General features: G+C 62.9%; 22 protein-coding genes. 1 reads left to right on the forward strand and 21 read right to left on the reverse strand.

Annotated elements, in window-relative coordinates; translation table 11 throughout:
* Nucleotides 1-29 precede the first annotated feature (29 nt).
* Nucleotides 30-1,319 carry a citrate synthase gene (locus QQK18_RS25365; RefSeq protein ID WP_284343181.1) on the forward strand — a complete coding sequence of 430 codons (1,290 nt, stop codon included), beginning with the start codon at nucleotides 30-32 and terminating at the stop codon, nucleotides 1,317-1,319.
* A gap of 144 nt (nucleotides 1,320-1,463) precedes the next feature.
* On the opposite strand, the gene QQK18_RS25370 is transcribed toward QQK18_RS25365, so the two are convergent.
* The 21 genes from QQK18_RS25370 to QQK18_RS25470 all read right to left on the reverse strand — a co-directional run bounded on the left by QQK18_RS25370 (nucleotide 1,464) and on the right by QQK18_RS25470 (nucleotide 25,633).
* Complete coding sequence (locus tag QQK18_RS25370) at nucleotides 1,464-2,588, reverse strand: lipid-A-disaccharide synthase (protein ID WP_284343182.1); 1,125 nt, start codon at nucleotides 2,586-2,588, stop codon at nucleotides 1,464-1,466.
* A gap of 6 nt (nucleotides 2,589-2,594) precedes the next feature.
* On the reverse strand, nucleotides 2,595-3,410 hold the full coding sequence (gene lpxA, locus QQK18_RS25375) for an acyl-ACP--UDP-N-acetylglucosamine O-acyltransferase (RefSeq protein ID WP_284343183.1): 816 nt from the start codon (nucleotides 3,408-3,410) through the stop codon (nucleotides 2,595-2,597).
* 1 nt (nucleotide 3,411) lies between these two features.
* On the reverse strand, nucleotides 3,412-3,894 hold the full coding sequence (gene fabZ / locus QQK18_RS25380) for a 3-hydroxyacyl-ACP dehydratase FabZ (RefSeq protein WP_284343184.1): 483 nt from the start codon (nucleotides 3,892-3,894) through the stop codon (nucleotides 3,412-3,414).
* Nucleotides 3,894-4,916 carry a UDP-3-O-(3-hydroxymyristoyl)glucosamine N-acyltransferase gene (gene lpxD / locus QQK18_RS25385; protein WP_284343185.1) on the reverse strand — a complete coding sequence of 341 codons (1,023 nt, stop codon included), beginning with the start codon at nucleotides 4,914-4,916 and terminating at the stop codon, nucleotides 3,894-3,896. The genes fabZ and lpxD overlap by 1 nt, the downstream gene beginning before the upstream one ends.
* 75 nt (nucleotides 4,917-4,991) lie before the next feature.
* A complete protein-coding gene (gene bamA / locus QQK18_RS25390) occupies nucleotides 4,992-7,154 on the reverse strand; it encodes an outer membrane protein assembly factor BamA (RefSeq protein WP_284343186.1) in 2,163 nt (720 codons plus the stop codon).
* A 183-nt stretch (nucleotides 7,155-7,337) separates the two neighbouring features.
* Nucleotides 7,338-8,474 carry an RIP metalloprotease RseP gene (gene rseP / locus QQK18_RS25395; RefSeq protein ID WP_284343187.1) on the reverse strand — a complete coding sequence of 379 codons (1,137 nt, stop codon included), beginning with the start codon at nucleotides 8,472-8,474 and terminating at the stop codon, nucleotides 7,338-7,340.
* A gap of 39 nt (nucleotides 8,475-8,513) precedes the next feature.
* A complete protein-coding gene (locus QQK18_RS25400) occupies nucleotides 8,514-9,368 on the reverse strand; it encodes a phosphatidate cytidylyltransferase (protein ID WP_284343188.1) in 855 nt (284 codons plus the stop codon).
* Nucleotides 9,365-10,126, reverse strand: coding sequence for a polyprenyl diphosphate synthase (gene uppS, locus QQK18_RS25405; protein WP_284343189.1), 762 nt, complete (start codon nucleotides 10,124-10,126; stop codon nucleotides 9,365-9,367). The genes QQK18_RS25400 and uppS overlap by 4 nt, the downstream gene beginning before the upstream one ends.
* 35 nt (nucleotides 10,127-10,161) lie before the next feature.
* Nucleotides 10,162-10,722, reverse strand: coding sequence for a ribosome recycling factor (gene frr, locus QQK18_RS25410; RefSeq protein ID WP_284343190.1), 561 nt, complete (start codon nucleotides 10,720-10,722; stop codon nucleotides 10,162-10,164).
* A 24-nt stretch (nucleotides 10,723-10,746) separates the two neighbouring features.
* Nucleotides 10,747-11,457, reverse strand: a complete 711-nt coding sequence (gene pyrH, locus QQK18_RS25415) for a UMP kinase (protein WP_284343191.1) — start codon at nucleotides 11,455-11,457, stop codon at nucleotides 10,747-10,749.
* A 199-nt stretch (nucleotides 11,458-11,656) separates the two neighbouring features.
* Nucleotides 11,657-12,583, reverse strand: coding sequence for a translation elongation factor Ts (gene tsf, locus QQK18_RS25420; protein ID WP_284343192.1), 927 nt, complete (start codon nucleotides 12,581-12,583; stop codon nucleotides 11,657-11,659).
* Between the two features lie 73 nt (nucleotides 12,584-12,656).
* Nucleotides 12,657-13,439, reverse strand: a complete 783-nt coding sequence (rpsB, locus tag QQK18_RS25425) for a 30S ribosomal protein S2 (protein ID WP_284343193.1) — start codon at nucleotides 13,437-13,439, stop codon at nucleotides 12,657-12,659.
* A 379-nt stretch (nucleotides 13,440-13,818) separates the two neighbouring features.
* A complete protein-coding gene (gene dnaE, locus QQK18_RS25430; RefSeq protein WP_284343194.1) occupies nucleotides 13,819-17,274 on the reverse strand; it encodes a DNA polymerase III subunit alpha in 3,456 nt (1,151 codons plus the stop codon).
* Nucleotides 17,275-17,708: 434 nt separating this feature from the next.
* Entirely contained in the window at nucleotides 17,709-18,860 is a 1,152-nt protein-coding gene (locus QQK18_RS25435; protein WP_284343195.1) for a Gfo/Idh/MocA family protein, read from the reverse strand.
* A complete protein-coding gene (locus QQK18_RS25440) occupies nucleotides 18,853-19,353 on the reverse strand; it encodes a GyrI-like domain-containing protein (protein WP_284343196.1) in 501 nt (166 codons plus the stop codon). Before QQK18_RS25440 ends, QQK18_RS25435 begins: the two co-directional genes overlap by 8 nt.
* An 11-nt stretch (nucleotides 19,354-19,364) precedes the next feature.
* Nucleotides 19,365-20,420 carry a sugar phosphate isomerase/epimerase family protein gene (locus QQK18_RS25445; protein ID WP_284343197.1) on the reverse strand — a complete coding sequence of 352 codons (1,056 nt, stop codon included), beginning with the start codon at nucleotides 20,418-20,420 and terminating at the stop codon, nucleotides 19,365-19,367.
* Nucleotides 20,421-20,668: 248 nt separating this feature from the next.
* Nucleotides 20,669-21,811 (reverse strand): Gfo/Idh/MocA family protein, encoded by a 1,143-nt coding sequence (locus QQK18_RS25450; RefSeq protein ID WP_284343198.1) that lies wholly within the window; start codon nucleotides 21,809-21,811, stop codon nucleotides 20,669-20,671.
* A 5-nt stretch (nucleotides 21,812-21,816) separates the two neighbouring features.
* The gene (locus tag QQK18_RS25455) at nucleotides 21,817-22,563 is read right to left on the reverse strand and encodes a sugar phosphate isomerase/epimerase family protein (protein ID WP_284343199.1); all 747 of its coding nucleotides are present in this window, start codon (nucleotides 22,561-22,563) and stop codon (nucleotides 21,817-21,819) included.
* Between the two features lie 106 nt (nucleotides 22,564-22,669).
* On the reverse strand, nucleotides 22,670-23,764 hold the full coding sequence (locus QQK18_RS25460; protein WP_284343200.1) for an ABC transporter ATP-binding protein: 1,095 nt from the start codon (nucleotides 23,762-23,764) through the stop codon (nucleotides 22,670-22,672).
* A 4-nt stretch (nucleotides 23,765-23,768) separates the two neighbouring features.
* Nucleotides 23,769-24,704: a carbohydrate ABC transporter permease gene (locus QQK18_RS25465; RefSeq protein WP_284343201.1), complete on the reverse strand. Its 936-nt coding sequence runs from the start codon at nucleotides 24,702-24,704 to the stop codon at nucleotides 23,769-23,771.
* Nucleotides 24,701-25,633: a carbohydrate ABC transporter permease gene (locus tag QQK18_RS25470; protein WP_284343323.1), complete on the reverse strand. Its 933-nt coding sequence runs from the start codon at nucleotides 25,631-25,633 to the stop codon at nucleotides 24,701-24,703. The genes QQK18_RS25465 and QQK18_RS25470 overlap by 4 nt, the downstream gene beginning before the upstream one ends.
* Between the last annotated feature and the right edge of the window lie 36 nt (nucleotides 25,634-25,669).

The raw sequence follows: 25,669 nt of genomic DNA on the forward strand, positions 1-25,669 counted from the left end.
GGGTTTGCGGGGCCATCGAGGAGAGCTAAATGACCGAAAAAGTCGCCAAACTCACGCTCGGAGATCAGACCTTCGATTTCCCCGTGCTGCAAGGTTCGGTGGGGCCCGACGTCATCGATATCCGATCGCTCTATGCCAAGACAGGACTTTTCACCTACGACCCCGGCTTCACCTCGACGGCTGCCTGCGACAGTTCCATCACCTACATCGACGGCGACAAGGGGGAACTCCTCTACCGCGGCTATCCGATCGACCAGCTCGCAGAAAAGAGCAGCTATACCGAGGTTTGCTACCTGCTGCTCTATGGCGAGTTACCGACCAAGGCGCAACTGGCCGAATTCGACGATCTCGTTACCCGCCACACCATGGTGCATGAGCAGATGCACTACTTCTTCCGGGGGTTCCGGCGTGACGCGCACCCAATGGCGGTCATGACCGGCGTGGTCGGCGCTATGGCAGCCTTCTATCACGACTCGACCGACATCACCGATCCGCAGCAGCGCGAAATCGCCTCGATCCGCATGATCGCCAAGATGCCGACGATCGCGGCGATGGCCTATAAGTATTCGGTCGGTCAGCCGTTCGTCTACCCGCGCAACGACCTCGATTACGCCTCCAACTTCCTGCACATGTGCTTTTCCGTGCCGGCAGAGCAATACGAGGTCAGTCCCGAGATCGCGCGGGCGATGGACCTGATCTTCACCCTACACGCCGATCATGAGCAGAACGCGTCTACCTCGACCGTCAGGCTCTCGGGCTCGTCGGACGCCAATCCCTTTGCCTGCATCGCAGCGGGCGTTGCATGCCTGTGGGGACCTGCGCATGGCGGGGCGAACGAAGCCGCGCTCAACATGCTACGCCAGATCGGCACGGTCGAGCGCATCCCGGAGTTCATCGCTCGTGCCAAGGACAAGAACGACCCGTTCCGCCTGATGGGCTTCGGCCACCGGGTCTACAAGAACTACGATCCGCGCGCCAAGGTGATGCAGGAGACGGCCAAGAAAGTGCTGGACATTCTCGGCGTCGAGAACAATCCGACCCTGCAGGTTGCCAAGGAGCTCGAGCGCATCGCGCTCGAGGACGAATATTTCGTCGACCGTAAGCTCTATCCAAATGTCGACTTCTATTCGGGCATCATTCTCAATGCGATCGGCTTTCCGACCTCGATGTTCACCGTGCTTTTCGCAGTGGCGCGCACCGTCGGCTGGATCGCGCAGTGGAAGGAGATGATCGCCGACCCGCAGAAGAAGATCGGCCGCCCGCGTCAGCTCTACAATGGCTCGCCGGCACGCGAATACCAGTCGATAGACGCGCGTTAGAGCAACGTGCGCAAAGGTGGATACCGGCTTTGCGCAAAAAACGGCGCGACAACAAAAGACTAGAGCCGGCGTTCTGATTACGTCAGAACGCATAAAGCTCTAGGTCTGTCTACGCGATCTCTACGGGCGGCTGCGCAGCGAATGTCAGCGGTGCCAATGGGCCAGGACCCGCTCGGCGGGATCCTGGCGGGCTGCCTCGGGCGCCCCGTGCGTCATCAAGCGCGCCAGCTCGCCGAAGGCATCCGCCTGATCCTGACGGATTGTTCTGTCATCGAGGAGGTCACGCGCGGCCGCGATGACGGCTGCGGGTTGGGGAGCCCGCGAGATGATTTCCGGAATGACGAGTCGGTCGAGGATGATGTTGGGTAGGCCGACCGCCGGCCGGCCGAGCTTGCCGAAAACCCGGGCCTGATGGCCGTCCATGACGTAAGTGGTGACCATCGGCACACCGGCCAGTGCCAGTTCCAGGGTTGCGGTGCCGGCAACGCTGATGGCGAGGACCGTACGGGCGTAGAGCTCGGCGCGTCGCCCGCGATCGGCAACGATCTCGACGCTCACCGGCCAGTCTGCCGTTTCTGCGGCCAGCATTTCAGCCAGTGCCGGCAAGGCCGGCAGGAGGAAGCCATCGACGGCGCTGTCGCCGGCCAGCGCCTCGGCGACAGTCCTCATTAACGGCAGATGGCGGCGCAGTTCGCCCTGACGGCTGCCGGGCAGCAACGCCACGAGACCGGTATCGCTCAAGGCGGTAGCGCCGATTTCAGCGAGAGCCGGATGGCCGACATAGGACGTCGGTGGCCCGCCAAGTTCGCGCATCACCGCCGGTTCGAACGGCAACACTGCCAACACCTCGTCGAAAAGCGGTTTGATCCTGGCGGCGCGGTGGGGTGAACGGGCCCACACCGACGGGGCCACGTACAGCAGCACCGGGCGATCGAACTGCCGAGCCCGCAGACGTCCCGCGACGAGCCGGGAGAACTCCTGCGCATCGATGAGGACGACGACATCGGGTCGGCTTCTGACGATGGCGCGGACGGTTTCCTCCACGCGCCAGAGCAGCAATGGCAGGCGCCTGAGAACATCGGTGATGCCCATGACCGCCAAGTCCTGCATGGGATAGAGCGATGCAAGGCCTTCAGCCGCGAGCTCGTCGCCGCCTACCCCCGCCAGTTCGACTGTCGCGCGCTCGCGCAGACGGCGCACGAGATCGGCGCCGATGCGGTCGCCGGATGGTTCGCCGGCGAGGATGAAGAGCTCCAGCGGCTCGGACATCTGGCGTCAGCTCTCGCTGCCGCCGTTGCCATTGCGGGGCACGAGGATCGGACGGTCCGCGGCCGAGGTGATGAAAGTCACCACGTCCTGCACCATGGCATCGTTCTTGAACAGCTCGGCTGCGTCCTCGGCACGCTCGCGCAGCGTCCGCTCGTTGGAAAAGATCATGCGGTAGGCGGCGCGCAGGCGGTGGATGGCGTCCCGGTCGAACTGGCGACGCTTCAGCCCAACGAGGTTCAACCCGGCGAGCGCCGCACGATTGCCGACGGCCATGCCGTAGGGAATGACGTCGCCATCCACCATACTTTGGGCGCCGATGAACGCGTAAGCACCGATGCGGGTGCGCTGATGGACGACGACCGTCCCGCCGAAAGTGACGTTGTCCCCGATATGGCAGTGGCCGGCAATACCGACATAGTTGGCCAGGATGACGTTGTCGCCAATGATGCAGTCATGGGCAACGTGGGCGCTGGCCATGATGAGGCAGTCGTTGCCGATGCGCGTCACCATGCCGTCGCCGGCTGTGCCGGGATTGAGGGTTGCCGCCTCGCGGATGACGCAGCGCTCGCCGATCTCGAGGCGCGAGGCTTCGCCCTGGTATTTGCGATCCTGCGGCTGGTGCCCGACCGAGGCGAAGGGAAAGATGCGGGACCCTGCCCCCACATGGGTATGGCCTTCGACGCAGACGTGGGAAATGAGTTCCACGTCTGCATCGAGGACGACGTTCTCGCCCACCACGCAATAGGGCCCGATTTTGACGTTGTGGCCAAGGCGCGCGCCGGGAGCGACGATGGCGGTTTGGTGGATGCTGACCGAACTCACTCTACTCGGCCTCGACCATCATGGCCCCGATCTCCGCTTCGGCGACGACGGCCCCGTCGACGATGGCCTTGGCTTCATAGCGCCCGACATTGCGACGGCGTTGGATCTTGCGGATATGGTATTCGAGCCGGTCGCCGGGTTCGGCGGGCTTGCGGAACTTGGCCTTGTCGATGGTCAGCATCAGGACGATGTTCTTCTTGCCTGACATGGCGTCGTTGGCAATGACGATAGCACCGGCGGTCTGGGCCATGCCTTCGATGATCAGCACGCCTGGAAAGATGGGTTTGCCGGGAAAATGTCCCTGGAAGATCGGCTCATTGAACGTGACGTTCTTGATGCCGATGGCGGTCTCGTCACCGTTGATCTCGATGATGCGGTCGATCATCAGGAACGGATAGCGATGCGGCAGGCACTCGAGAATCCTGGCGATATCGAGGCTTCCCAACTGTGCACCTTCCCCTGTCCGGGCCAGGTCTGCATCCATCACCGTTGGTCCCCCTTACTTAACCGCCGCACTGTCGCAATCTCTTTCCAGAAGTCTCTTATATCCTGCGCGGGCGCCCCGGCAAGCTTGGACCCGGGCGGCCAATCCTTGGTGACCGCTGCCCGTGCATAGACCATTGAGCCGTCGCCAATCGAGAGGTGCCCGGAGGTACCTACCCCCGCACCCATGACGACTCCATCACCGACAATTGTCGTACCGGCAAGGCCCGTGGTTGGCGCCAGGAGGCAATTGCGGCCGAGACGCGAGTTGTGACCGATGACTACGATGTTGCCGAGCTTGGTTCCCTCACCGATCACCGTATCCCCGAGCGCACCGCGGTCGACGGTGGCGTTGGGTCCGATCTCGCATCGATCCTGCACGATCACCCGGCCGAGCTGTGGAATCTTTCGGTTGGTCGCGCCGTGATCCAGCCAGCCAAAGCCTTCCGTGCCAATGCGCGCACCGGGGTGGACGATGACGTTGTTGCCGAGGTGCGCGCAATGAATGGTACAGTTGGCCGCGATAATACAGTTGCGCCCAATGGTGACACCCTGGCCGATGACCGTATTGGCGCCGACCACGCTGTTGCGGCCAATCTCGACCCCGTCGCCGATGACGACGTTCTCGCCGATCTCGGCGCCCTCCTCGATGAACGGAGGCGTGTCCCCACCACCCTTGCCGGCGGCGATCGCTCGCGTCGCATCCGGGTAGAGGTGCTCGAGAATATCGACGAAGAGTTCGTGCGGTTTGTCGGCGACCACGGCCACGGTGCCGACCGGCACCTCCTCGGCGAGCGCCGCCGAGACGATCACGGCACCTGCCGAGGTATCGCGCAGCTCTTCGACGTAGGCCTTGCTGGCCGCAAGCGCGATCGACTGTCGGGCGGCGGTCGTAAGTTCGTCGGCACCTGCGATGATCAATGAACCGCCACGGGGATCGCCGGCCTCGGCGAAGCCGACGGCCGCGAGCAGGTCGGCGAGGGTTGCGGGCGGCGAGGCCGGAAAGAAGCGCGTATCAACCATGAGAGTCACTTGCAAAGACGAAGGCCGCGGTGCGTTGCGCCCCGCGGCCTGACCGACTATAGGCCCGCGGCCCGATCAGAGCGAGTTCTGCATCGTCAGCTGGAACACTTGCGTTCTATCCGTATCCGATTCGCTGAGGACGTGGGCGAAGTCGCCCCGTAGCGGGCCGAACGGCGAATCCCAGATGATCGAGGCGCCGACGGACGTCCGTAAGGGCTCATTTTCGCTGGCGGGATCGATGGGAAGTCCAAAGCTGTCTGCCGCATCGCCAATCCAGCCCGCATCCGCCCAGACGGCGCCGCTCAGTCCATAGGTCTCGGGCAGGACGGGCACCGGGAACTCGATTTCGGCCGAGATACCCGCGTACATCGTCGTGCCAACGGGCTCGCCGCTGGTCAGGAGGCGCGGACCCATGCCGCGTGACTGGAAGCCGCGCACCAACTGAGAACCGGGGTAGAAGGCTTCGAGAGGATGAACGCCATCATCGCCCAGGGCATGGATGACGCCGGCCTGGCCGCGGACGCTGGCAATGATGCCGCTGTCTTCGATCAAGGGCATGTAGTAGCGGGCGCGAGCCTCGGTCTTGAGGAGGTTGAAGTCCCACCCGACATACTGCTGGGTAAAGGTCGCAAGCAGGCCCGATGTCGGGTTCCGGCGATCGTCCACGCCGTTGTAGGTCAAGGTGTAGCCGACGAAGTACTTCCAGACCTCGTCACCGTCGTCGACGAAGGCCGAGGCACGGGGATCGGGCACTTCCGGCGTCGCATCATTGTCATCGTCATCGAATGTGTCGGTATCGTCGATGACCTTGCGCTCGAGGCCGCCAAAGCCAGTGACTGAGAGCGAGCTGGTCAACGGCACGCCAACACGCAGTTGACCGCCGGTCGCCTGGTAGCCGTAGAAGTTGCGCGTAGTCTCATTGACGATCCGGTGATAGACATCGACGCCGGTGGCGATGTCGAGCCCCATGAAGTGCGGTTCGGTGAACGAGAAGTCGAAGGTCTGCCCGTTCTCGGATGCGCCGATCGCTGCCCGCAGATACTGACCGCGGCCGAGGAAGTTGCGCTCGGTGAGCGACAGCTCGCCTAGCACACCGTCGGAGGTCGAATAGCCCACCGTTGCGCCATACTCACCCGTCGACTGCTCGGTCAGGGCGATGTTGATGACGACCTGGTCGGGCGCACTGCCCGGCTGGGTCGAGATGTCGACAGCCGAGAAGAAGCCGAGATCCATGATCTCTTCGCGGGCGCGGTTGACCATGGACCGGTTGAAGGGGTCGCCTTCGGCAAAGCCGAGCTCGCGGCGCACGACGAAGTCGCGGGTCTTCTCGTTGCCGGTAACGTTGATTCTCTCCACATAGATGCGCGCGCCTTCGTCAACGAGATACGTCACGTTGAAGGTGCGGTTGGCAATGTCGCGCTCGAGGCGCGGGCGCACGTCGGCGAAGGCATAGCCCTGGGCGGTGGCCTCGAAGGCCATGTCCTGCACGCTGTCCTGCAGGTTGCTGATGGAGTAGTTGCTACCTTGCGAGGTCTGGATGGCGCTACGCAGGACATCGGCATTGAGGCCCGGAATACTGGTCTCGATGCCCACATTGCCGAAGCTGTAGCGCTCGCCCTCGTTGACGGTGAAGTTGATGAAATAGGCGTTTCGCGAGGCATCGAACTCGGCGACCGAGGTGACCTGGACGTCGGGGAAGCCACGATTGGAGTAATAAAGGCGGATCAGCTCGCGGTCGATGGCTAGCTTCTGCTCGTCATAGCTGTCGTCGCGGAAAAGCCAGCTGAGAATGCCGCTTTCCTTGGTGCGGATGGCGCCCTTGAGGTTGCCGGCGCTGATCGAGTTGTTGCCGGTGAAGTTGATCGCGGCGATACCGGCGCGGTCGCCCTCGTTGACCACAAAGGTTACTCGCACGCGCCCGGCCTCTGCCGCCTCGACCCGCGGCGAAACAGAGACGCCGTTGAACCCATCGCGGACATAGGCCTGGCGGATGCTTTCGGCATCGGCATTAGCGCGCTGCGGAGTGTAGATGCCGGTGGTCGCCACATCGACCATGGCCTGCAGCTGCGCGTCCGAAAAGCGGCGGTTGCCCTCGAAGAGCACGGAAGAGACGAGTTGCTCCTGGGCAGCAACGGCCTGAACGCCGACAACGGGAAGGTTCGCCCCCGCAAGCGGCGCGACTCCCAAAAACGCAAACGCAAGGATTAAGCCGCGCATCAGCTTGGTGGGTTGGATCATATTATTTTAGCCTTCTGCGACATGGCCAGGGAATCGCCACGCACAGCGCTCCCCCAAGCTAACTCCATTGAACGGTTTTACTGTTTTTTTAACCAAGGGCAAGGCGGAAGCCGCCGCGAGGTTAGCAAATGATTGGCGCACGTGTATTCGTGCAACACCTTGCGAACGAAGGTTAACAGGGCATTACCCGACAGCCCGGAGGTAGGCGAAGAGGGTGTCATTGAACAACGTGAAAACCATCAAGGCGAGAACGAGAGCGAAGCCGAAACGAAACCCGATCTCCTGTACACGCATGCTGAGAGGTCGGCCGCGAACGGCTTCGACCAAATAATACAGCAGATGTCCCCCGTCGAGCATGGGCACGGGTAAAAGGTTGAAAATTCCTATATTTAATGAAAGCAGGGCGGTCAGGTTGATGAGCGCGACGACACCTAAGGTTGCCACCTCGCCCGAGACGCGCGCAACCTTGACCGGGCCGCCGAGCTGTTCGACGTCGCCTCGCCCGACGAAGAAGTCGCCGAGGAACTCGCCGGTGCGGATGATGATGAAGCGAATCTCCTCAACGGTCATGCCGAGGGCCTCGACCGGGCCTGGCCGATAAAGCGTCAGATCGTCCTCGGCGACATCGCGCATCACGCCGATCCGGCCGATACGCTGGCTGTTGCCGAAGCGATCCTCGACCCGGGTTGCCTCCGGAACAAGGCTCAGGGCACGGGTCTCCCCTGCCCGCTCGAGCACCACCGAGATCGGCCGCTCAGGACTGGTCGCGACCAACCTCTGGAAATCCTCGAAGCCGTGCACCGCGAAGCCATCGACGGTCAGGATGCGGTCGCCGGATTCGAGCCCGGCCTCTTCGGCCACGGAACCCGCAACAACTTCGCCGAGGACAGGCGGAATGGTGTAGCGCCCGTAGCCGAGCAGCAGTGCATAGAGAATAAGGAATGTCAGGATGATGTTGGCCGCGGGGCCGGCCGCCACGATGGCGATCCGCTGCCAGACCGACTTGTTGGCAAAGAGGCGCGGCGCAAGCGACGGATCGGCATTCTCGACGACGTCCCGGTCCGGTACGCTTGCCGCATTCATGTCGCCGACGAAGCGCACATAACCGCCGAGAGGAATCGCGGAAACGCGCCAGCGCGTGCCGCTGCGATCATTCCAGCCGAAGAGCTCGCGCCCGAAGCCGATGGAAAAGGTCTGGATGGCCACGCCATTCCAACGGGCAACGAGATAGTGGCCCATCTCGTGGACGAAGACGATGACGGTGAGCACCGCCAGGAACGGCACCACATAGGACAGGAGCCAGAGGGGGAAATCGATCATCGTATCCCTTTCGGCCGGTCGAACGGCACGACTAACGCGTTACCAGTAGAGGAAGCCTTCGGCAACCGCTCCCTGTCCGGCGTGCAACAGACCAACAACGGTCAGGAAGATTACGCCCAATGTGAGGCTGTCGAGCCGGTCCATCAAGCCGCCATGGCCCGGAATGATGTCGCCGCTGTCCTTGATGCGAAAGCGCCGTTTCACTGCGCTCTCGGCAAGATCGCCAAGCTGACCCAGTACGCTGATGGCAATGGAAAAGAGCATCCCCAGCCAGAGTGGGGAGTCGGTCACTACTGTCCAGACGATCGTGCCGGCAACGGTTCCAAGTGCCAGCCCTCCCAGCGCTCCGGACCAGGTCTTGGACGGGGATATGTCGGGGGCAAGCTTTTCTCCGCCGATCTGGCGGCCGGTAAAAAACGCCGCCGAATCCGTCATCCACACGACCGTGCCCAGATAGAGACCAGCCCAGATCCCGGCTGTGCCGGCCCCGCGCATAGCGAGGGCCGCGGCAACCACCACGCCGAGAAACACCAGACCGGCCATGCGCCAGCCGATTTCATCGCGACCAGAAACGACCGCGACGCCGCAGGCAAAAGCGATAAGCGTCGCGGTGCCGGCGACGCCGGCCAACGGAAAGACCAGTCCGGCGCAGGCAACCAGTACGATCATAATCCAGGACGCGATGGTCGGCGGCGCTCGGGTGACCATGGTCTCCCATTCGCGATAGACTCCGGCAAAGACCGCTCCGACCAACGCTGAAAACACGTAGCCGCCGACAGCAAGAGCCGTGGCGGTCAGGGCGACGAGCACGATTGCCGAAGCAAGACGCGGTCCGAGGTCGGCCCAGTTGCGCCGAGGCTTGTGGATGGGCTCCGATTGGCCACCGTCGCTCAAGTGATACGCGCCTCGATGCCGCCAAAACGCCGGTCCCTCAGCGCATAAGTCTCGAGGACCCGCAGGAACGTCGCCTCGTTGAAGTCGGGCCAATACTCATCGACGAAGACGAGTTCGGCGTAGGCAGCCTGCCAAAGCAAAAAGTTGGAAATGCGCTGCTCGCCGCTGGTGCGCACGATCAGGTCGGGATCGGGGAGACCGGTGGTGTAGAGGGAGGCGGCAATGGTTTCTTCGGTTATTGATTCCGGATCGAGTTCACCGCGCGCGACCGCCCGGGCAACAGCCCGCGTCGCCTCTGTCAATTCGGCCTTGCTGCCATAATTGAAGGCGACGATGAGATTGAGCCCGGTATTGGCAGCCGTCTTCTGCTCGGCATCCCGGATCAGACGCACAAGAGATGGGTCGAGTCCCTCGCGCGAGCCGATGACGCGCACATGCACGTTGTTGCGAATAAGTGACTGAAGGTCTGATGCAACAAATCGGCGTAACAGACTGAAAATGAAGCTTACTTCCTCCGCCGGACGCGACCAGTTCTCGGAGGAGAAACTGAAGACCGTGAGGTTGGGGACCCCATAGTTGATACAAAGTTCGACAAGGCCGCGTAGGGCGCGCACGCCGGCCAAATGCCCTTCGGTGCGCTTCTTGCCGCGGGCAGTAGCCCATCGCCCGTTGCCGTCCATGATCACGCCCAGGTGGTTGGGAATCCGCAGGCGCGGTGCTGCGGCCAACTCCTTACTGAAAGCGGGATCGGTGGGCATTGGGGCGCTCTCCCGGCGTATTGAATTGCCAGGTCCTAGACCTGCATGATTTCCTGCTCTTTAGTCGCAAGGATCGTATCGATCTCGGCGACGGCGGCATCGGTCGCCTTCTGCACGAGTTCGGACTGTGCGCGGGCCTCATCCTGCCCCATGTCGCCGTCCTTTTCTGCCTTCTTGAGGACATCCATGCCGTCGCGGCGAACATGGCGCACGGCCACACGCGCCTGCTCGGCATAGTTGTGGGCGACCTTGGTCAGCTCGCGGCGGCGTTCCTCGTTGAGCTCGGGCAACGGCACGCGGATGATCTGACCTTCAGCGGCGGGATTGAGCCCGAGACCGCTATCGCGGATGGCCTTCTCCACGGCGCCAGCCATCGAGCGATCCCACACCTGGACGCTGAGCATGCGCGGCTCGGGCACGGTGACGGTCGCGACCTGGTTGAGCGGCATCCGCGACCCGTAGGCTTCGACCTGAACCGGCTCGAGCAGGCTCGCGCTCGCTCGGCCCGTACGCAGGCCCGCCAGCTCGTCCTTGAGGGAGGAGATGGATTTGGCCATGCGTGATTTGAGTTCGTCGAGTGAGAAGGTCGCTGCCATTTTCTGGTCCTCTTTGTTCTGCGGCTAGCCGACGCGGGTGCTACGCGCCTTGCCATTCAATACACCGACAAGCCCTTCCTTGTCGTCGAGTGCGTAGACAATTATGGGCAACCCGTTGTCTCGGGCAAGTGCGAAGGCCGCCGTGTCCATGACCCGAAGGTCCCGGCCGATCACCTCGTCATAGCTGACGGTCTCGTAGCGCGTCGCATCCGGGTGCTTCTTGGGATCAGCCGAATAGACGCCGTCCACCTTGGTGCCCTTGAGCAGCACGTCGCAATCCAGTTCGATGGCCTTGAGGGCAGCGGCGGTATCGGTGGTAAAAAAAGGGTTGCCTGTGCCGCCGGCGCAGACAACCACATAGCCCTCGTCGAGGGCCGCCTTGGACGCCCGCGCAGTAAAGCTGTCGGCGACAGACGGCATGGTCAAGGCGCTGAATACCTTGGACTTGACGCCCTGGCGGGAGATGGCATTGGAGAGCGCCAGCGAATTGATGACCGTGCCGAGCATGCCCATGAGGTCAGCGGTAACCCGATCGGTGCCGTCAGCGGCAACGGCCATGCCGCGGAAGATGTTGCCGGCCCCGATGACGATAGCGACCTCGACGCCGCTCTTGGCGACCTCGGCGATCTGGCGAGCAACAGCGTTGAGGAATTGTGGCTCGATGCCGAAGGATTGGTCGCCGGCCAGCACTTCGCCAGAGACCTTCAACAGAATGCGCTTGTAGGCTGATGCCATACACGACCCCTAAGCATTACGCATGCCGGGCGCCGACTCCGCCGACGCCGGGCTGACCCTAATGTATCGACGGCGGACTGGGAACTGTCCGTGCCGCGCGCGATACGTGCAAACCTGCACTCGAAGACGATTGTGGCGGGATAGCTGCCGCCGCACAGAAAAAGGGCGGGCTTTTGGCCCGCCCTTGTACTACCAGGGTTCAGCGCGTACCGGCGGTCGCCGCGACCTCGGCGGCGAAGTCGGTTTCCTGCTTTTCGATGCCTTCGCCCAGCGCATAGCGCACGAACTTGGTCAGCTTGATCGGCGCGCCGACGTCCTTCTCGGCATTCTTGATTGCGTCTGCGACTTTGGTCTCGCCGTCAATAACGAAAGTCTGGGCGAGGAGCGTGACCTCTTCATAGTACTTGCGGATGCGGCCATCGACCATCTTCTCGATGATCTCGGCGGGCTTGCCCGACTCCCTAGCCTGCTCGCTAAAGATGGCGCGCTCGCGCTCGACTACGGCTGGGTCGAGATCATCGGGCGAGACCGAGAGCGGGTTAGTGGCGGCGATGTGCATGGCAAGCTGCCTGCCCAACGCGTTCAGCGCGGTCTTGTCGCCACTCGACTCCAGCCCCACGAGAATGCCGATGCGCCCGAGGCCGTCCTTGACGGCCGCGTGGACGTAGCTCGACACCACCCCGTCCGAAACCGAGACGGTCTCGGTGCGGCGCAGGTTCATGTTCTCGCCGATCTTAGCGATAGCTTCGGTGAGCTCGGCCGACACGGAATGTCCAGTGCCCGGATAAGGCATCTCGCCGAGCTTGACGGCATCGCCCTCGGCATCAAGGGCGAGCTTGGCCACGGTGCCGACAATAGTCTGGAACTGCTCGTTGCGCGCAACGAAGTCGGTCTCGGAGTTGACTTCGACGACGGCTGCACTGGTGCCTTCGGTTGCAACGCCGACCAACCCTTCGGCCGCAACGCGGTCAGCCTTCTTGGCGGCCTTGGCGAGACCGCGGGTGCGCAGCCAGTCGATAGCAGCTTCCATGTCGCCGTTGGTCTCGGCCAGCGCCCTCTTGCAGTCCATCATCCCGACGCCAGTGGCGTCGCGCAGTTGCTTGACCATTGCAGCTGTGATTTCCATGGGGTTCACCTCTTGGCGGCCCCGAACCGGGGCCGCAGATTTAAGTCTGAAGATGTAATCCGTGTGACGCGGATCAGTTGGCGGCAGCCTCTTGGCCCGGCTCGGATTCCAGGGCCGGCTCGGCCGGAGCCTCCTCGGCCGCGCCGAGGTCCGCGCCCAGGGCAGCCGACGACCGGCCGATGCCGTCGATGGCAGCGCGCGAGACCAGCGAGACATAGAGCTCGAGCGCGCGGCTGGCATCGTCGTTGCCCGGGATCGGGTAATCGATGAGATCCGGATCGCTATTGGTATCGACGATGGCGACAACCGGAATGCCGAGGCGGCGGGCTTCCTTGATCGCGTTCGCCTCTTTGTTGGTGTCGATGACGAAAAGGAGGCTGGGCAGGTTGCCCATGTCCTTGATGCCGCCGAGGTCGCGCTCCAGGCGCTCCTGCTCGCGGCTCATCATCAGGCGTTCCTTCTTGGTACGACCTTCAAGCCCCTCGGCCTCGAGCGCCTCGAGCTCGCGCAGGCGCGCAATAGAGTTCGAAATGGTCTGCCAGTTGGTCAACATGCCGCCCAACCAGCGGGAATTAACATAGTACTGGGCGCACTGCCGGGCAGCGTCCGCGACGAGCGGCGCGGCTTGTCGCTTGGTGCCAACAAACAGCACGCGGCCGCCGTCGGCCACTGTGTCGGAGACGAGCTGCAGCGCGCGGCTCAGGAGCGGCACGGTCTGGCTGAGGTCGACGATGTGGATGTCGTTGCGCACGCCGAAGATGAACTTTTCCATCTTCGGGTTCCAACGGTGCTTCTGGTGGCCAAAGTGCACGCCGGCTTCGAGAAGCTGGCGCATAGAAAAATCGGGCATTGCCATCTGGCAACTCTCCTTTACCGGTTGATGCCTCCACGAAGCGGTGCGACGGGAACCCCGCCACCGGATGGGCACCCGATCAGAAATCAGGAGGCCGGCCTCGTGTGTGAAATAGCGTCGGGACGCACCCGATCGCGTGCGGGGCTATAGCCCAGACTTGGCGGGAGCGCAAGCATGGTGCACCGCCTCGAGCTTATTCCCTTCGGGATTGCGCACGAGGATTGGTGCCTCTTGCCGCTGCCGACAACCAAGGAATTCTGACTTACGCGTCTTTCATATGCGTGCACGTTAGAGAATGTGCCGCCTGGGTTAGCCCCGAACGCGATGGGGGTGCGTCTTCGATGGTCCACACGGAGGGCGGCTGTTCATATCAAGCGCGCCTTTAGTGGAGCCTGACGTCCGTTACCCCCTCGAGCGCCTTGATGCCGCCGGCGATCTCGGAGGTGAGGCGGAAATTGCCGGGCAGTTCGATCTCGTATTCGCGCGCGCCGCCGTCTCGGATGACGACGAAGCTGACTTGCCCTTCCCCGCCCGACTTCAACTGTGCGCGAATGGGTGGCAGGCATTTGGGGCTGGCGGCAAAGACCGTCAAGCGACGGCCGACCTTTTCGGCGGCCTTCTCAAGAGGCTGGGCGTCAAGGATCCTGAGGCTCACGCCCTCTGCCCGCTCGTCGGCACCAACCTGCAGGAGGACCGAATTGCCCACCTGCAAAAGGGCTCCAAACTCGTTGATCTGCTCGGAAAAAGCGATGCACTCATAGCTGCCGGATTGGTCGGACAGCGTCAGGATCATCATGGGCGTGCCCTTGCGGGTGCGCCGGTCCTGCCGGGCCGAAACCGTGCCTGCCAACCGGCCGGCCGACGCGCCCGCTTCCCTGACCGCACGCTCGAAGTCGCCCCAGCGCTGCACGCGCAGCTTATCGAAGAGATCGGAATAAGCGTCGAGAGGATGGGCTGAAAGGTGAAAGCCGATGGCTGAGAACTCGCGGTCGGCGCGCTCAGCAACCGACCAAGCGGGGACACCGGCCGGCAGCTTGATCGGTTCGGGCGTGTCTGCAGCAAAGAGGTCGACGATGCCATCGGTCTTGTCGGTGGCGGCACGCTGGGCGGTGCCGACTAGGGCATCGATCGCGGCGAATGCCTGCTCCCGACGCGGTACCAACTCGTCGAAGGCACCGGCGTTGATCAGGGTTTCGAGCGTGCGCTTATTGACGATACGCGGGTCGACACGCGTGGCGAAATCGGCAAGGTCTGCAAACAGCCGATCCCCCCGCACCTCGGCGATGTGCTCGCCAACCTGCCGACCAACGCCTTTGACCGCGCAGAGTGCGTAGTAGATCTTGCCGTCCTTGACCGAGAACAGGGCTTCCGAGCGGTTGACGCAGGGCGGAACGACTTCGATGCCCTTCTTGCCCGCCTCATGACGGAAGTCGGCGAGCTTGTCGGTCTGCGCCATGTCGAGCGTCATCGAGGCGGCGTAGAACTCGTGCGGATGGTGCTGCTTGAGGTAGGCGGTCTGGTAGGAAACCCAGGCATAGGCCGCAGCGTGGCTCTTGTTGAAGCCGTAATTGGCGAACTTGGCGAGGAGGTCGAAGATCTGGTCGGCCAGGCTTTCGCTGACGCCGTTGGGACCGGCACCCTGGCGGAAGCGGACGCGCTGGGCGTCCATCTCGGCCTTGATCTTCTTGCCCATGGCGCGGCGCAACATATCCGCCTCGCCCAGCGAATATCCCGACAGGAGCTGGGCGATCTGCATCACCTGCTCCTGATAGACGATGATGCCGTAGGTCTCATCGAGCACAGCCTTGAGCGCCGGGTGGGGATAATCCACCGGTTCGCGCCCGTGCTTGCGGTCGATGAAGCTCGGGATGTTATCCATCGGCCCCGGCCGATAGAGCGCATTCATGGCGATGAGGTCTTCGATGCGGTCGGGCTTCAATTCCATGAGGGCCCGGCGCATGCCCGCGCTTTCAAACTGGAAGATGCCGTAGGTGTCGCCCCGCGCGTAGAGCTTGTAGGTTTCCGCGTCGTCGATCGGAATGGCGTCGATATCGAGATCGACCCCTTTCCGGCGGACCATCCCCACAGCCTGCTTGATGGTCGTGAGCGTCTTCAAACCGAGAAAGTCGAATTTGACCAGACCGGCGGGCTCGACCCATTTGAGATTGTACTGGGTGACCGGCATGTCCGAGCGCGGATCGCGATAGAGCGGCACGAGTTCCTGCAGCGCTCTGTCGCCGATGACGATGCCGGCAGCGTGGGTCGAAGCGTGGCGGAAGAGGCCCTCGAGCTTGCGGGCGATGGCAACGAGGTCGGCTACCGTCTCGTCTTCCTCGGCCATCATGCGGAACTGCGGTACATCGGCGAGCGTGCGCTCGATGGTCCAGGGGTCTGCCGGATTGGCGGGCACCAGCTTGCAAATGCGATCGACCTGCCCATAAGGCATCTGCAGCACGCGTCCGACGTCACGGAGCACCGCGCGGGCCTGGAGCGTACCGAAGGTGATGATCTGGGCGACCTGCTCGCTGCCGTACTTGTCCTGAACGTAGCGGATCACTTCCTCGCGCCGGTCCTGACAGAAGTCGATGTCGAAGTCCGGCATCGAGATACGCTCCGGATTGAGGAAGCGCTCGAAGAGGAGGTTGTAGAGCAAAGGATCGAGGTCAGTGATGGTCGTCGCATAGGCGACGAGCGAGCCCGCCCCTGAGCCACGCCCTGGTCCCACTGGGATATCGTGCGCCTTTGCCCAGCGGATAAAGTCAGCAACGATCAGGAAATAGCCTGGAAACTTCATGCTCTGGATAATTTCGAGCTCGAAGTCCAGGCGCTCGCGATAGTCCGCCTCGGTTTTGCCCGGCGCCAAGCCCGCGGCGAGGCGCTTCTCGAGTCCCTCCTCGGCCATTGCGCGCAGCGCCGCCGCCTCGGTGGCGACAGACTCGTCCTCGCTCACATTGGGGGCTGCGGCGAATTTGGGCAGGATCGGTCCGCGCGTTTTCGGCCGATAGCTCGCGCGCCTGGCGATCTCGACGCTCATATCGAGCGCCTCGGGCAGATCCGAGAAGAGCTCGATCATCTCGGCGCGGGTCTTGAAATAGTACTGGTCGTTGAGCTTGCGCCGGGCGGTCTGGGCGATCACCGTACCGCCGGCGATGGCGAGCAGCGCGTCGTGCGCTTCGAAATCCTCCATGGCCTGGAAGAAGGGTTCGTTGGTTGCCACCAACGGCACGCCATGGCGATAGGCATAATCGATCAGTCGCGGCTCGACATTGGCCTCCTGCGGGCGACCGTGTCGCTGCAACTCGACATAGAGCCGATTTTTGAAGAGACCGCGCAGGCGCTCGAGCCGGCCCAGAGCGTTACCCTCCTGCCCCAGCGCGAAGGCCATGTCGATGGCGCCTTCGGGGCCGCCGGTGAGGCAGAGGACGCCTTCGAGCGTTTCGGGCGAGAGCCAGTCGAGCCGGGCGCGGGCGTGGCCGTTCTCGCCTTCGAGATAGGCGCGGCTGACGAGGCGCGAGAGATTGCCGAAACCTGCTTCGTTGGCGGCCATCAGCACAACCGAAGATTTGCCCTGCCAGCCCTGATAACCGCGTTCGCTCACCCGCTCCTCGGCGGCGGCGAAGTCGATCGGCAACTCGCAGCCGATCAGCGGCTGGATACCTTTCTTGACGGCCTTTTCGGAGAATTCGAGCGCGCCGAATAGATTACCGGTGTCGGCTATGCCGATGGCAGGCTGCTTATCGGCCTTGGCGAGGTCAAGGATGGTCCCGAGCTGCAGCGCGCCCTCGAGCAGCGAGAAGGCGGAATGCACGTGCAGATGGATGAAACCGGGACCACTCATTGGGGCTCTTGCCTGACGCTTCCTTGTGGCAGGCCGAAGGCCGGGAGGAAACCACCGCGCACCCGCTTTCCCCAGATGTCACACGAGTCGGGTTACGACATCCATCCAGGTGAGCGCGCCGATGGTGAACGCGCCGAGAGTAATGAACGCGGCAAGGTCCTTGATGAAGCCGAGCATGACTGCCTCCTCGTTGTTTCTGGTTTGTTCTTATACGTTTCTCATTTGTTCTTGTGAAGAGCGTGGATAGCGGGGAAAGCCGGGCAGTTAACGCGAGGTTAAAATGAGCACCCGCTGCGGTTACGCTCTACCGGAGTTCGTGCCGGCCCGGCGTTGTCCCGAATAAAGCGGAAATGAGCGACCGTTGCTTGGACAAGAAAATGGCGGCCGCAGCCGCCATTTGTCGTGCGATCGATTTGTTCGTGAGCCGGATTGGGTCAAACCTCGGAGAGCTTCACCCACTTGCTCTCAGCCTGGCTCGACTTCACCGAAGCCACGATGAACTGCATGCCTTCGACGCCATCGGCGAGCGTTGGCAGAAGGTCCTCATACTCGGCCCCTTCGCCGCGGATCACGGCGGCGAACTGACTGTAGAGGGTGGCGAAGGCCTCGAGATACCCTTCCGGATGACCAGACGGAATGCGTACATTCATGGCCGAGGCGGCCGAGCCCGAGATGGCGCCGCCGCGGGTCAACAGTTGCTTGGGTTTGCCAAATTCGGTGAACCACATCTGGTTGGGGTTGTCCTGGCGCCATTCGAGGCCGCCCTTGTCGCCATAGACGCGCAGCTGCAGGCCGTTCTCGTTGCCGACGGCAACCTGGCTCGCCCAGAGCATGCCACGCGCCCCACCCTCGAACCGCAGCATGATGTGGACGTTGTCATCCACGCGCCGGCCCGGCACGAAGGCCGTGAGGTCGGCGGCCACTGCCTCGGTCCTGAGGCCGGTGACGAAGCGGGCAAGGTTATAGGCGTGGGTGCCGATGTCGCCGATGGCGCCGCCCATGCCCGAGCGGGCCGGATCGGTCCGCCAGGCGGCCTGCTTGTTGTCCTCGTCGGTGGGTTCGGTGAGCCAGTCCTGCGGATATTCGGCCTGAACCACGCGGATCGTGCCAAGCGCGCCGGATTTGATCAGTTCACGGGCCTGACGCATCAACGGATAGCCGGTGTAGTTATGCGTCAGCAGAAACTTCGCCCCGTTGGCCGGCTTCACCTGCGCGAGGGCGCGGGCGTCTTCGATGGTATTGGAAAGCGGCTTGTCGCAGATGACGTGGATGCCGGCCTCGAGGAAGGTCTTGGCAGGACCGACATGCATGTGGTTGGGAGTGACGATCGAGACGGCCTCGATGCCGTCGGGCCGCGCGGCCTCGGCCCGCGCCATCTCTTCATAGCTCCCGTAGATGCGGTCCTCGGCGAGGCCGAGATTTCTGCCGGATTCCCTTGCCACCTCGGGGCGGGAGGAGAGCGCGCCGGCAACGAGCTGGAAGTCGCCGTCGAGCCGCGCCGCTATGCGGTGCACGTAGCCGATAAAGGCCCCCGTGCCGCCGCCGACCATGCCAAGGCGAATGGGTCTTGCGCCATTCTCACCCATTTTCCAACTCCTCCGGTGTTCGCTCGCGCCATCGCGGCGCATCGTTGCTCTTCAGGCTCAAATAGAGATCGTGCGGCCTATCTTCTCCCGCCGCGGTATAGCCGAAGTCGAGTTTGACGTCGCTGACCGCAAGTCCTGCCGTCTCTGCGTGGGCGTAGAGGGCCGAGAAACCGTCCGCGATACCGGCGAGCGGGCCGGTGTGGACGAGATGCAGCCACTCGCCGGCGGGGATATCCAGCCGACGCATTTCCACCGGGCACGCCGCAGGGGCGTTCTGCGCTTGGACCCCGACGAGTTCGGTATAGACGCCGTCCCGCACGTCGACGCTGACTTCAAGAAAGGACTGTTTTTGACTCATGAACCGACGAAGATCGTCGGCGCGACGGAAGAGCTGACGCCAGGCATCGGGCACAGCCTCAAATAGCTGGTTCCAGGGCGCCTCGACCCGTAAGCCGATCACAGTGATCGGCTCCAGCCGCACCAGTTCGACCACCCGGTTCGACACTAGTCGAGGCCCAGCATCTTGCGGTTTGCCGCCCGGTCGGTACCCGCGGCGGCGAAATCGTCAAAGGCTTTTTCGGTAACGCGGATGATGTGGCTGGCGATGAACTCGGCCCCCTCACGGGCGCCGTCCTCCGGATGCTTCAAGGCACACTCCCACTCCAGCACCGCCCAGCCGGCAAAATCGTACTGCGCCATCTTGGAAAAGATCGAGGCAAAATCGACCTGGCCGTCGCCCAGGGAGCGGAAGCGCCCTGCCCGGTTCACCCAGCTCTGGTAGCCGCCATAGACGCCCTGGCGGCCCGTCGGATTGAACTCGGCGTCCTTGACGTGGAACATCCGGATGCGCTCGTGGTAGATGTCGATGTAGTCGAGATAGTCGAGCTGCTGCAGCACGAAATGGCTGGGGTCGTAGAGGAGGTTGGCGCGCGGATGGTTGTTCACCCGCTCGAGGAACATCTCGTAGGTCACGCCGTCGTGCAGATCCTCGCCCGGGTGGATTTCGTAGCAGACGTCGACGCCGGCTTCATCGAATGCATTGAGGATCGGGGTCCACCGGCGAGCCAGTTCGTCGAAGGCCTCCTCGACGAGACCGGCGGGGCGCTGCGGCCAGGGGTAGAGATAGGGCCAGGCAAGCGCACCTGAGAACGTTGCGTGCTCGGTCAGGCCAAGGTTCCGGCTGGCCTTGGCGGCGTTGAGCATGGTCTTGACGGCCCATTCCTGCCGGGCCCTCGGATTGCCGTGCACCGAAGCGGGCGCGAAGCCGTCGAAGGCGGTATCGTAGGCCGGGTGGACGGCAACGAGCTGGCCCTGCAGGTGCGTCGACAGCTCGGTGATCTCGACGCCATTCTCCTTGGCGGTGCCCTTTAGTTCGTCGCAGTAGTCTTTTGAACTGGCTGCCTTTTCGAGGTCGATGAAGCTCTCGACCCAGGTCGGCACCTGCACGCCCTTGTAGCCGAGATCCGCCGCCCATTTGCAGATGGATGCAAAGGAATTGAACGGCGCCGCGTCGCCGGCGAACTGGGCCAGAAAAATGGCGGGCCCCTTGATGGTGCGCATATGGACCTCCTCTTTGCGCTGCCCCTCCCGGCGCCCTGGTGTACGTACCTCAGGGCCGCTCTGGGGGTGCAGTCTGGTTGAAACGGTTGTGGCGGACCGCCAGCCCGCCATCGCGTTTATCAGTGTGGGCAGACCTTATTGGAGCGGCCTGCCCTGTCAAGCTCAGAGCGCCGGCGGAACCGGCGTCCTTACTCTCTGTCCTCGCATCGGATTCGCCCGAAAAGCGGCATCCACTTTTCGGTCCAATGCTAAGCCTTGAGCAGCGCCTTGGCGTCGTCGGGGCCGAGAGCGAGCGGTCGCTCACAGGTCGTCTGAAGCGTCTGCACCTCACCAGACTCGGCGGCCTTGAGCAGCGAAGTCATGATGTCGACGGCGTGGAGCGCGACGTCAAGGCCGCAACGGGCGGGCCGGCCGTTCTCGAGCGAAGCCATCATGTCGGCGAGACCGGCCGTACGGTAGTTGGCGCGCGGGTTGGGCTTGTCGAGATCCTGGTTGAAGATGCCGAACGGGTGGTTCCACGGTTCGACCGGCTGCTTCTCTCCGGCCGGATCGGTGATGACGAGATCGCCGCCAAAGAAGTTCGGATCCGGTACGTAGACGGTGCCCTCCGTGCCGTAGAGCTCGATGTTGTGGTGGCCGTGGCTGGCGACGTCCCAGCTCGCGCCGATGGTGACGATCGCGCCCGAATGGAACTCGAGAATACCGTGGACGGTCGTTGGCGTGCCCACCTTGATCCTGGTGCCCTGATAGGGACCGGCGGCAGTCACCTCGCGCTCAGTCCGCGCCATGTTGGCAAAGGCGGTGACGCGCCTGACCGGCCCGATGAGGTGGATGAGGTCGGTGACGTAATAAGGCCCGATGTCGAGGATGGGCCCTGCCCCGATCTGGAAGAAGAAGTCCGGGTTCGGATGCCAGTGCTCCATGCCGCGGCTCATCACATGGGTCGTGCCGGAGGTGATCCTGCCGAGCTTGCCGCTGTCGATGATCTCGCGGGCCTGCTGATGGGCGCCGCCCAGGAAGGTGTCGGGGGCGCTGCCGACCGCGAGATTGCGCTCATGGGCGGCCTTGCGCAGCGCCAGGCCCTCCTCGAGTGTCAGAACGAACGGCTTTTCCGAATAAACGTGCTTGCCGGCCGAGATCGCATCCATCGACACCTTGTAATGGGTGGCCGGGATGGTGAGGTTGACGATCACATCGACCTCGCTGTTCTTCAACAGCTCGTCCGGGGTCTGCGCGGCAACACCGAATTCCTCGGAACGCTTCTTTGCCGCCTCCGGCACGATGTCGGCAACCGCGCGTACTTCAAGGCTCTTGAACAGCGGAGCAAGCTTCAGATAGGCGGCCGAAATATTGCCGGCACCCACGATGCCGACGCCATAGGTCTTGGTCATTTGCACTACTTCCAGGCTTTGGCCGTCTCGATCGAACGGCGAGCGAAACGCTCGGCGTCGGACGGATTGTCATGTTCGGCAACGAAATATGCGGCCTTGGTCTTGGCCTTGACGTCGTTGATGAGGTTGTCCCAATCCATGGTGCCGTGGCCGACGTCGGCCCAGCCGTCTTCATCGGCGTTTTCACCCTCGGGCGCGATGTCCTTGACGTGGACGGCAGTGATGCGCTCGCCATACCGGTCCATCCAGGCGCGCGGGTCCTCGCCGCCCTTGGCCACCCAGGCAACGTCCATTTCCCATTCGAGGCTGGCGCCGGTTTCGAGAATGATCTCCATCGGCGTCGAACCGGCTTCGGTCTTCCAGAACTCGAAGTGGTGGTTGTGCCAGCCGAAGCCGTAGCCCTCGGCCTTGTAGGTCTCGGCGAAGCCGGCAAGCGTCTCGGCGAATTCGGTCCATTTGGCGTCGGAATTGCCGAAGAGCTCGCGGTTGATGTGCGGGCAGAAGATGGTCTTGACGCCGATGGTTTCGGCGATCTTGAGGGTTGCGTCCTTGTCTTTCAGTTGATCCGGACCAAAATGGCCGGTGGGCATGGTCAGGCCGTGCTTGCGCAACATCTGGTCGAGCCCGGCAGGGTCGGAATAGAGGCCGCCGAAGCCCTCGACTTGCGTATAGCCGAGGGCGGCGAGCTTGCCGAGGAAGTCGTCGAGCGGTGGAAAGTTGCGGGCGCTATAGAGCTGAAATGAAAGGTCCATGGGTCGCTTGCCTCATTGATGTGCGGGGTGCATCGGGCGACTAGCGTCGCCGGACGCGTTTATCGAGGAGGTGCGTCCGGGAAAACGAGCCCCGGAGCGGAAAGCGTCAGATACGGTTGCTCGTTGCCGTGTCGAAGATCGAGCCGCGGCCAGGATCGAAGCCAACCAGCACGGTCTGCCCGTCGCGAAGGTTGATTTCGCTGTCGGCGCGGAAGGTCAGCGTCTGCCCGGCGAGCTTGGTATAGGCGAGTGTGTCCGAGCCCATGGGCTCGACGATCTCGACCTCAACCTCGGTGGCGAAGGGCATGGCCTTGGCCGCCTCGCCGACGGCGATATGCTCGGGCCGGACGCCCAGCACGCCCTTGACCGCTCCGCCATTGGGAGCTGTCTCGAACGCATAGGTCTTGACCGGAATGACCGTACCGTCATTGGCGCGGAACACCGGCTCGGTCCCGCCCTGCAGTTCGCCTTCGAGGAAGTTCATCGAGGGCGAACCGATAAAGCCGGCAACGTAGAGGTTGGTCGGCTTGTTGTAGATGGTGTGCGGGTCGGCGAGTTGCTGGATAACGCCGTTCTTCATGATGGCGATACGGTCGGCTAGCGTCAGGGCCTCGATCTGGTCGTGGGTGACGTAGATCATCGTGTTCTTGAGGCGCTGGTGCAGCCGCTTGATCTCGACGCGCAGGTCCGAGCGCAGCTTGGCATCGAGGTTGGAAAGCGGCTCGTCGAAGAGGAAGACATCGACATCGCGCACGAGGGCGCGGCCGATGGCGACGCGCTGACGCTGGCCGCCCGACAGCTCGACGGGCTTGCGCTTCAATAAGGGCTCGATCTGCAGGATCTCGGATGCGCGCTTGACCCGGCGCTCGACCTCATCCTTCTGCATGCGAGCGACCCTGAGGCCAAAGGAAAGGTTCCGCTCGACGGTCATCTGCGGATAGAGCGCGTAGGACTGGAACACCATGCCGATGCCGCGGTCCTTCGGCTCCTCCCAGGTGACATTCTTGCCGTTGATGAAGATCTGGCCGTCGCTGACGTCGAGGAGCCCGGCAATGCAGTTCAAAAGGGTCGATTTGCCGCAGCCGGAGGGGCCGAGCAGGACGATGAATTCGCCCTCGGCGATGTCGAGGTTGAGATGCTCGAGCACCTTCACGTGCCCGAAGTTCAGCGACAGATCGCGGATGGAAACGCTATGTTGCATGCTTTTATCCCTTGACGGCGCCGGCTGCGATGCCGCGCACGAAGAGCCGGCCCGACACGAAATAGACGATCAGCGGTACAAGACCGGTCAGGATCGTGGCTGCCATGTTGACGTTGTACTCAGGGCTCCCCTGCACCGAGTTGACGATGTTGTTGAGCTGGACGGTCATCGGATAGTTCTGCGTGCCTGCAAAGACGACGCCGAACAGGAAGTCGTTCCAGATACCGGTGATCTGCAGGATCATCGCCACCACGAAGATCGGCAGCGACATGGGCAGCATGATCTCGAAGAAGATGCGCCAGAACCCTGCCCCGTCAACGCGCGCCGCCTTGAACAGCTCGACCGGAAGCGACGCGAAGTAGTTGCGGAACAGGAGCGTCAGGATCGGCATGCCGAAGATGGTGTGCACGAGGATGACAGCCCAAAGGCTGCCGAAGATTCCGAGCTCGCGCGTGATCATCACAAGCGGATAGAGCATCACCTGGTAAGGGATGAACGAGCCGAAGATGAGGATGGTAAAGAAGATCTCGGAGCCTTTGAACCGCCAGTTGATCAGCGCATAGCCGTTCACGGCGGCAATGAAGATCGACACCAGGGTCGAGGGCACGGTGATCTTGACCGAGTTCCAGAAGCCGGGGCTGAGCCCTTGGCATGTGAGACCCGTGCAGGCGCTGGTCCAGGCCTTGATCCAGGCCTCCCCCGTCGGTTCGATCGGCGGAGCGAAGATGTTGCCCCAGCGGATCTCCGGCATCGTTTTGAACGACGTGGTGATCATCACGTAGAGCGGAAAAAGGAAATAGAGGCAGGCAAAGAAAAGGATCGAGTAGATGACGATCTTGCGTGGGGTGAAGAACGGTGTCGGGCGCGGCCCGCGCGCTTCGACGCGCGCGTCCTGGGAGGCGGTCGGCCCGGCCGAAGAGATGGTTGCGGTCTGGCTCATTTGCGGTTCCCTTTTCCGCCGAATTCGAGATAGGCCCAGGGGATGATGATGATCATGACGGTCAGGAGCATCATGGTCGAAGCGGCGAGGCCCTGGGCGATGTTACCGGCGCCGAACATGTAGTTGTAGACGTATTTGGCAGGCACTTCCGAAGCGATGCCTGGCCCGCCGTCAGTCAGGGCAACCACCAGGTCGTAGAGGCGCACGATACCCGAGCCCACGAGCACGACAGCCGTGACGAGCACGCCGCGCATCATGGGCAGCACGATCGAGAGATAGGTGCGCCATGTGGGGATACCGTCCACCCGCGCCGCCTTCCAGATCTCGCCGTCAATGCCGCGGAGCCCCGCAAGCATCAGGATCATAACGAAGCCGACACCCTGCCAGAGCCCGGCAATCAACAGGGCATAGAGCACCATGCGCGGGTTGGTCAGCCAGTCGAACGTGAAGCCGGTCCAGCCGAGATTGCGCATCGTGCCCTGGAGGCCCAGCGAGGGATTCATGATCCACTGCCAGACGAGCCCGGTAACGATGAAGGACAGCGCAAAGGGGTAGAGCATGATGGTGCGAAATGCGTTCTCGAAGCGGATCTTCTGGTCCATCAAAACGGCGAGGAGGAAGCCGAAGACCATGGTGAAGACCAGCGAGAACGCACCATAGGTCACGAGGTTGGTGACCGAGACGTTCCAGCGCCGCGTTGCGAACAGTCGCTGATACTGCTCAAAGCCGACGAAGTCGCCGCTCGGCAGGAGCCTTGAATTGGTGAACGAATACCAGATTGTCCAGATTGTGCAGCCGACGAAGACGACAAGCACCGTCGCCATCATGGGCGCTGCCGCGATCTTGGCAGACAGGTTGCGAAGGAAGATATTGCGCAGGAAACGCGTCAACGAGCCCGCGCCACCCTTGCGCGCCTGCTCGACCGTCATGTCCGCCATTGTGCCTCTCCATAATCAGCGGCCGGC

It is taken from the genome of Devosia nitrariae, from assembly GCF_030160115.1.
In the GTDB taxonomy this organism is placed as follows: domain Bacteria; phylum Pseudomonadota; class Alphaproteobacteria; order Rhizobiales; family Devosiaceae; genus Devosia; species Devosia nitrariae.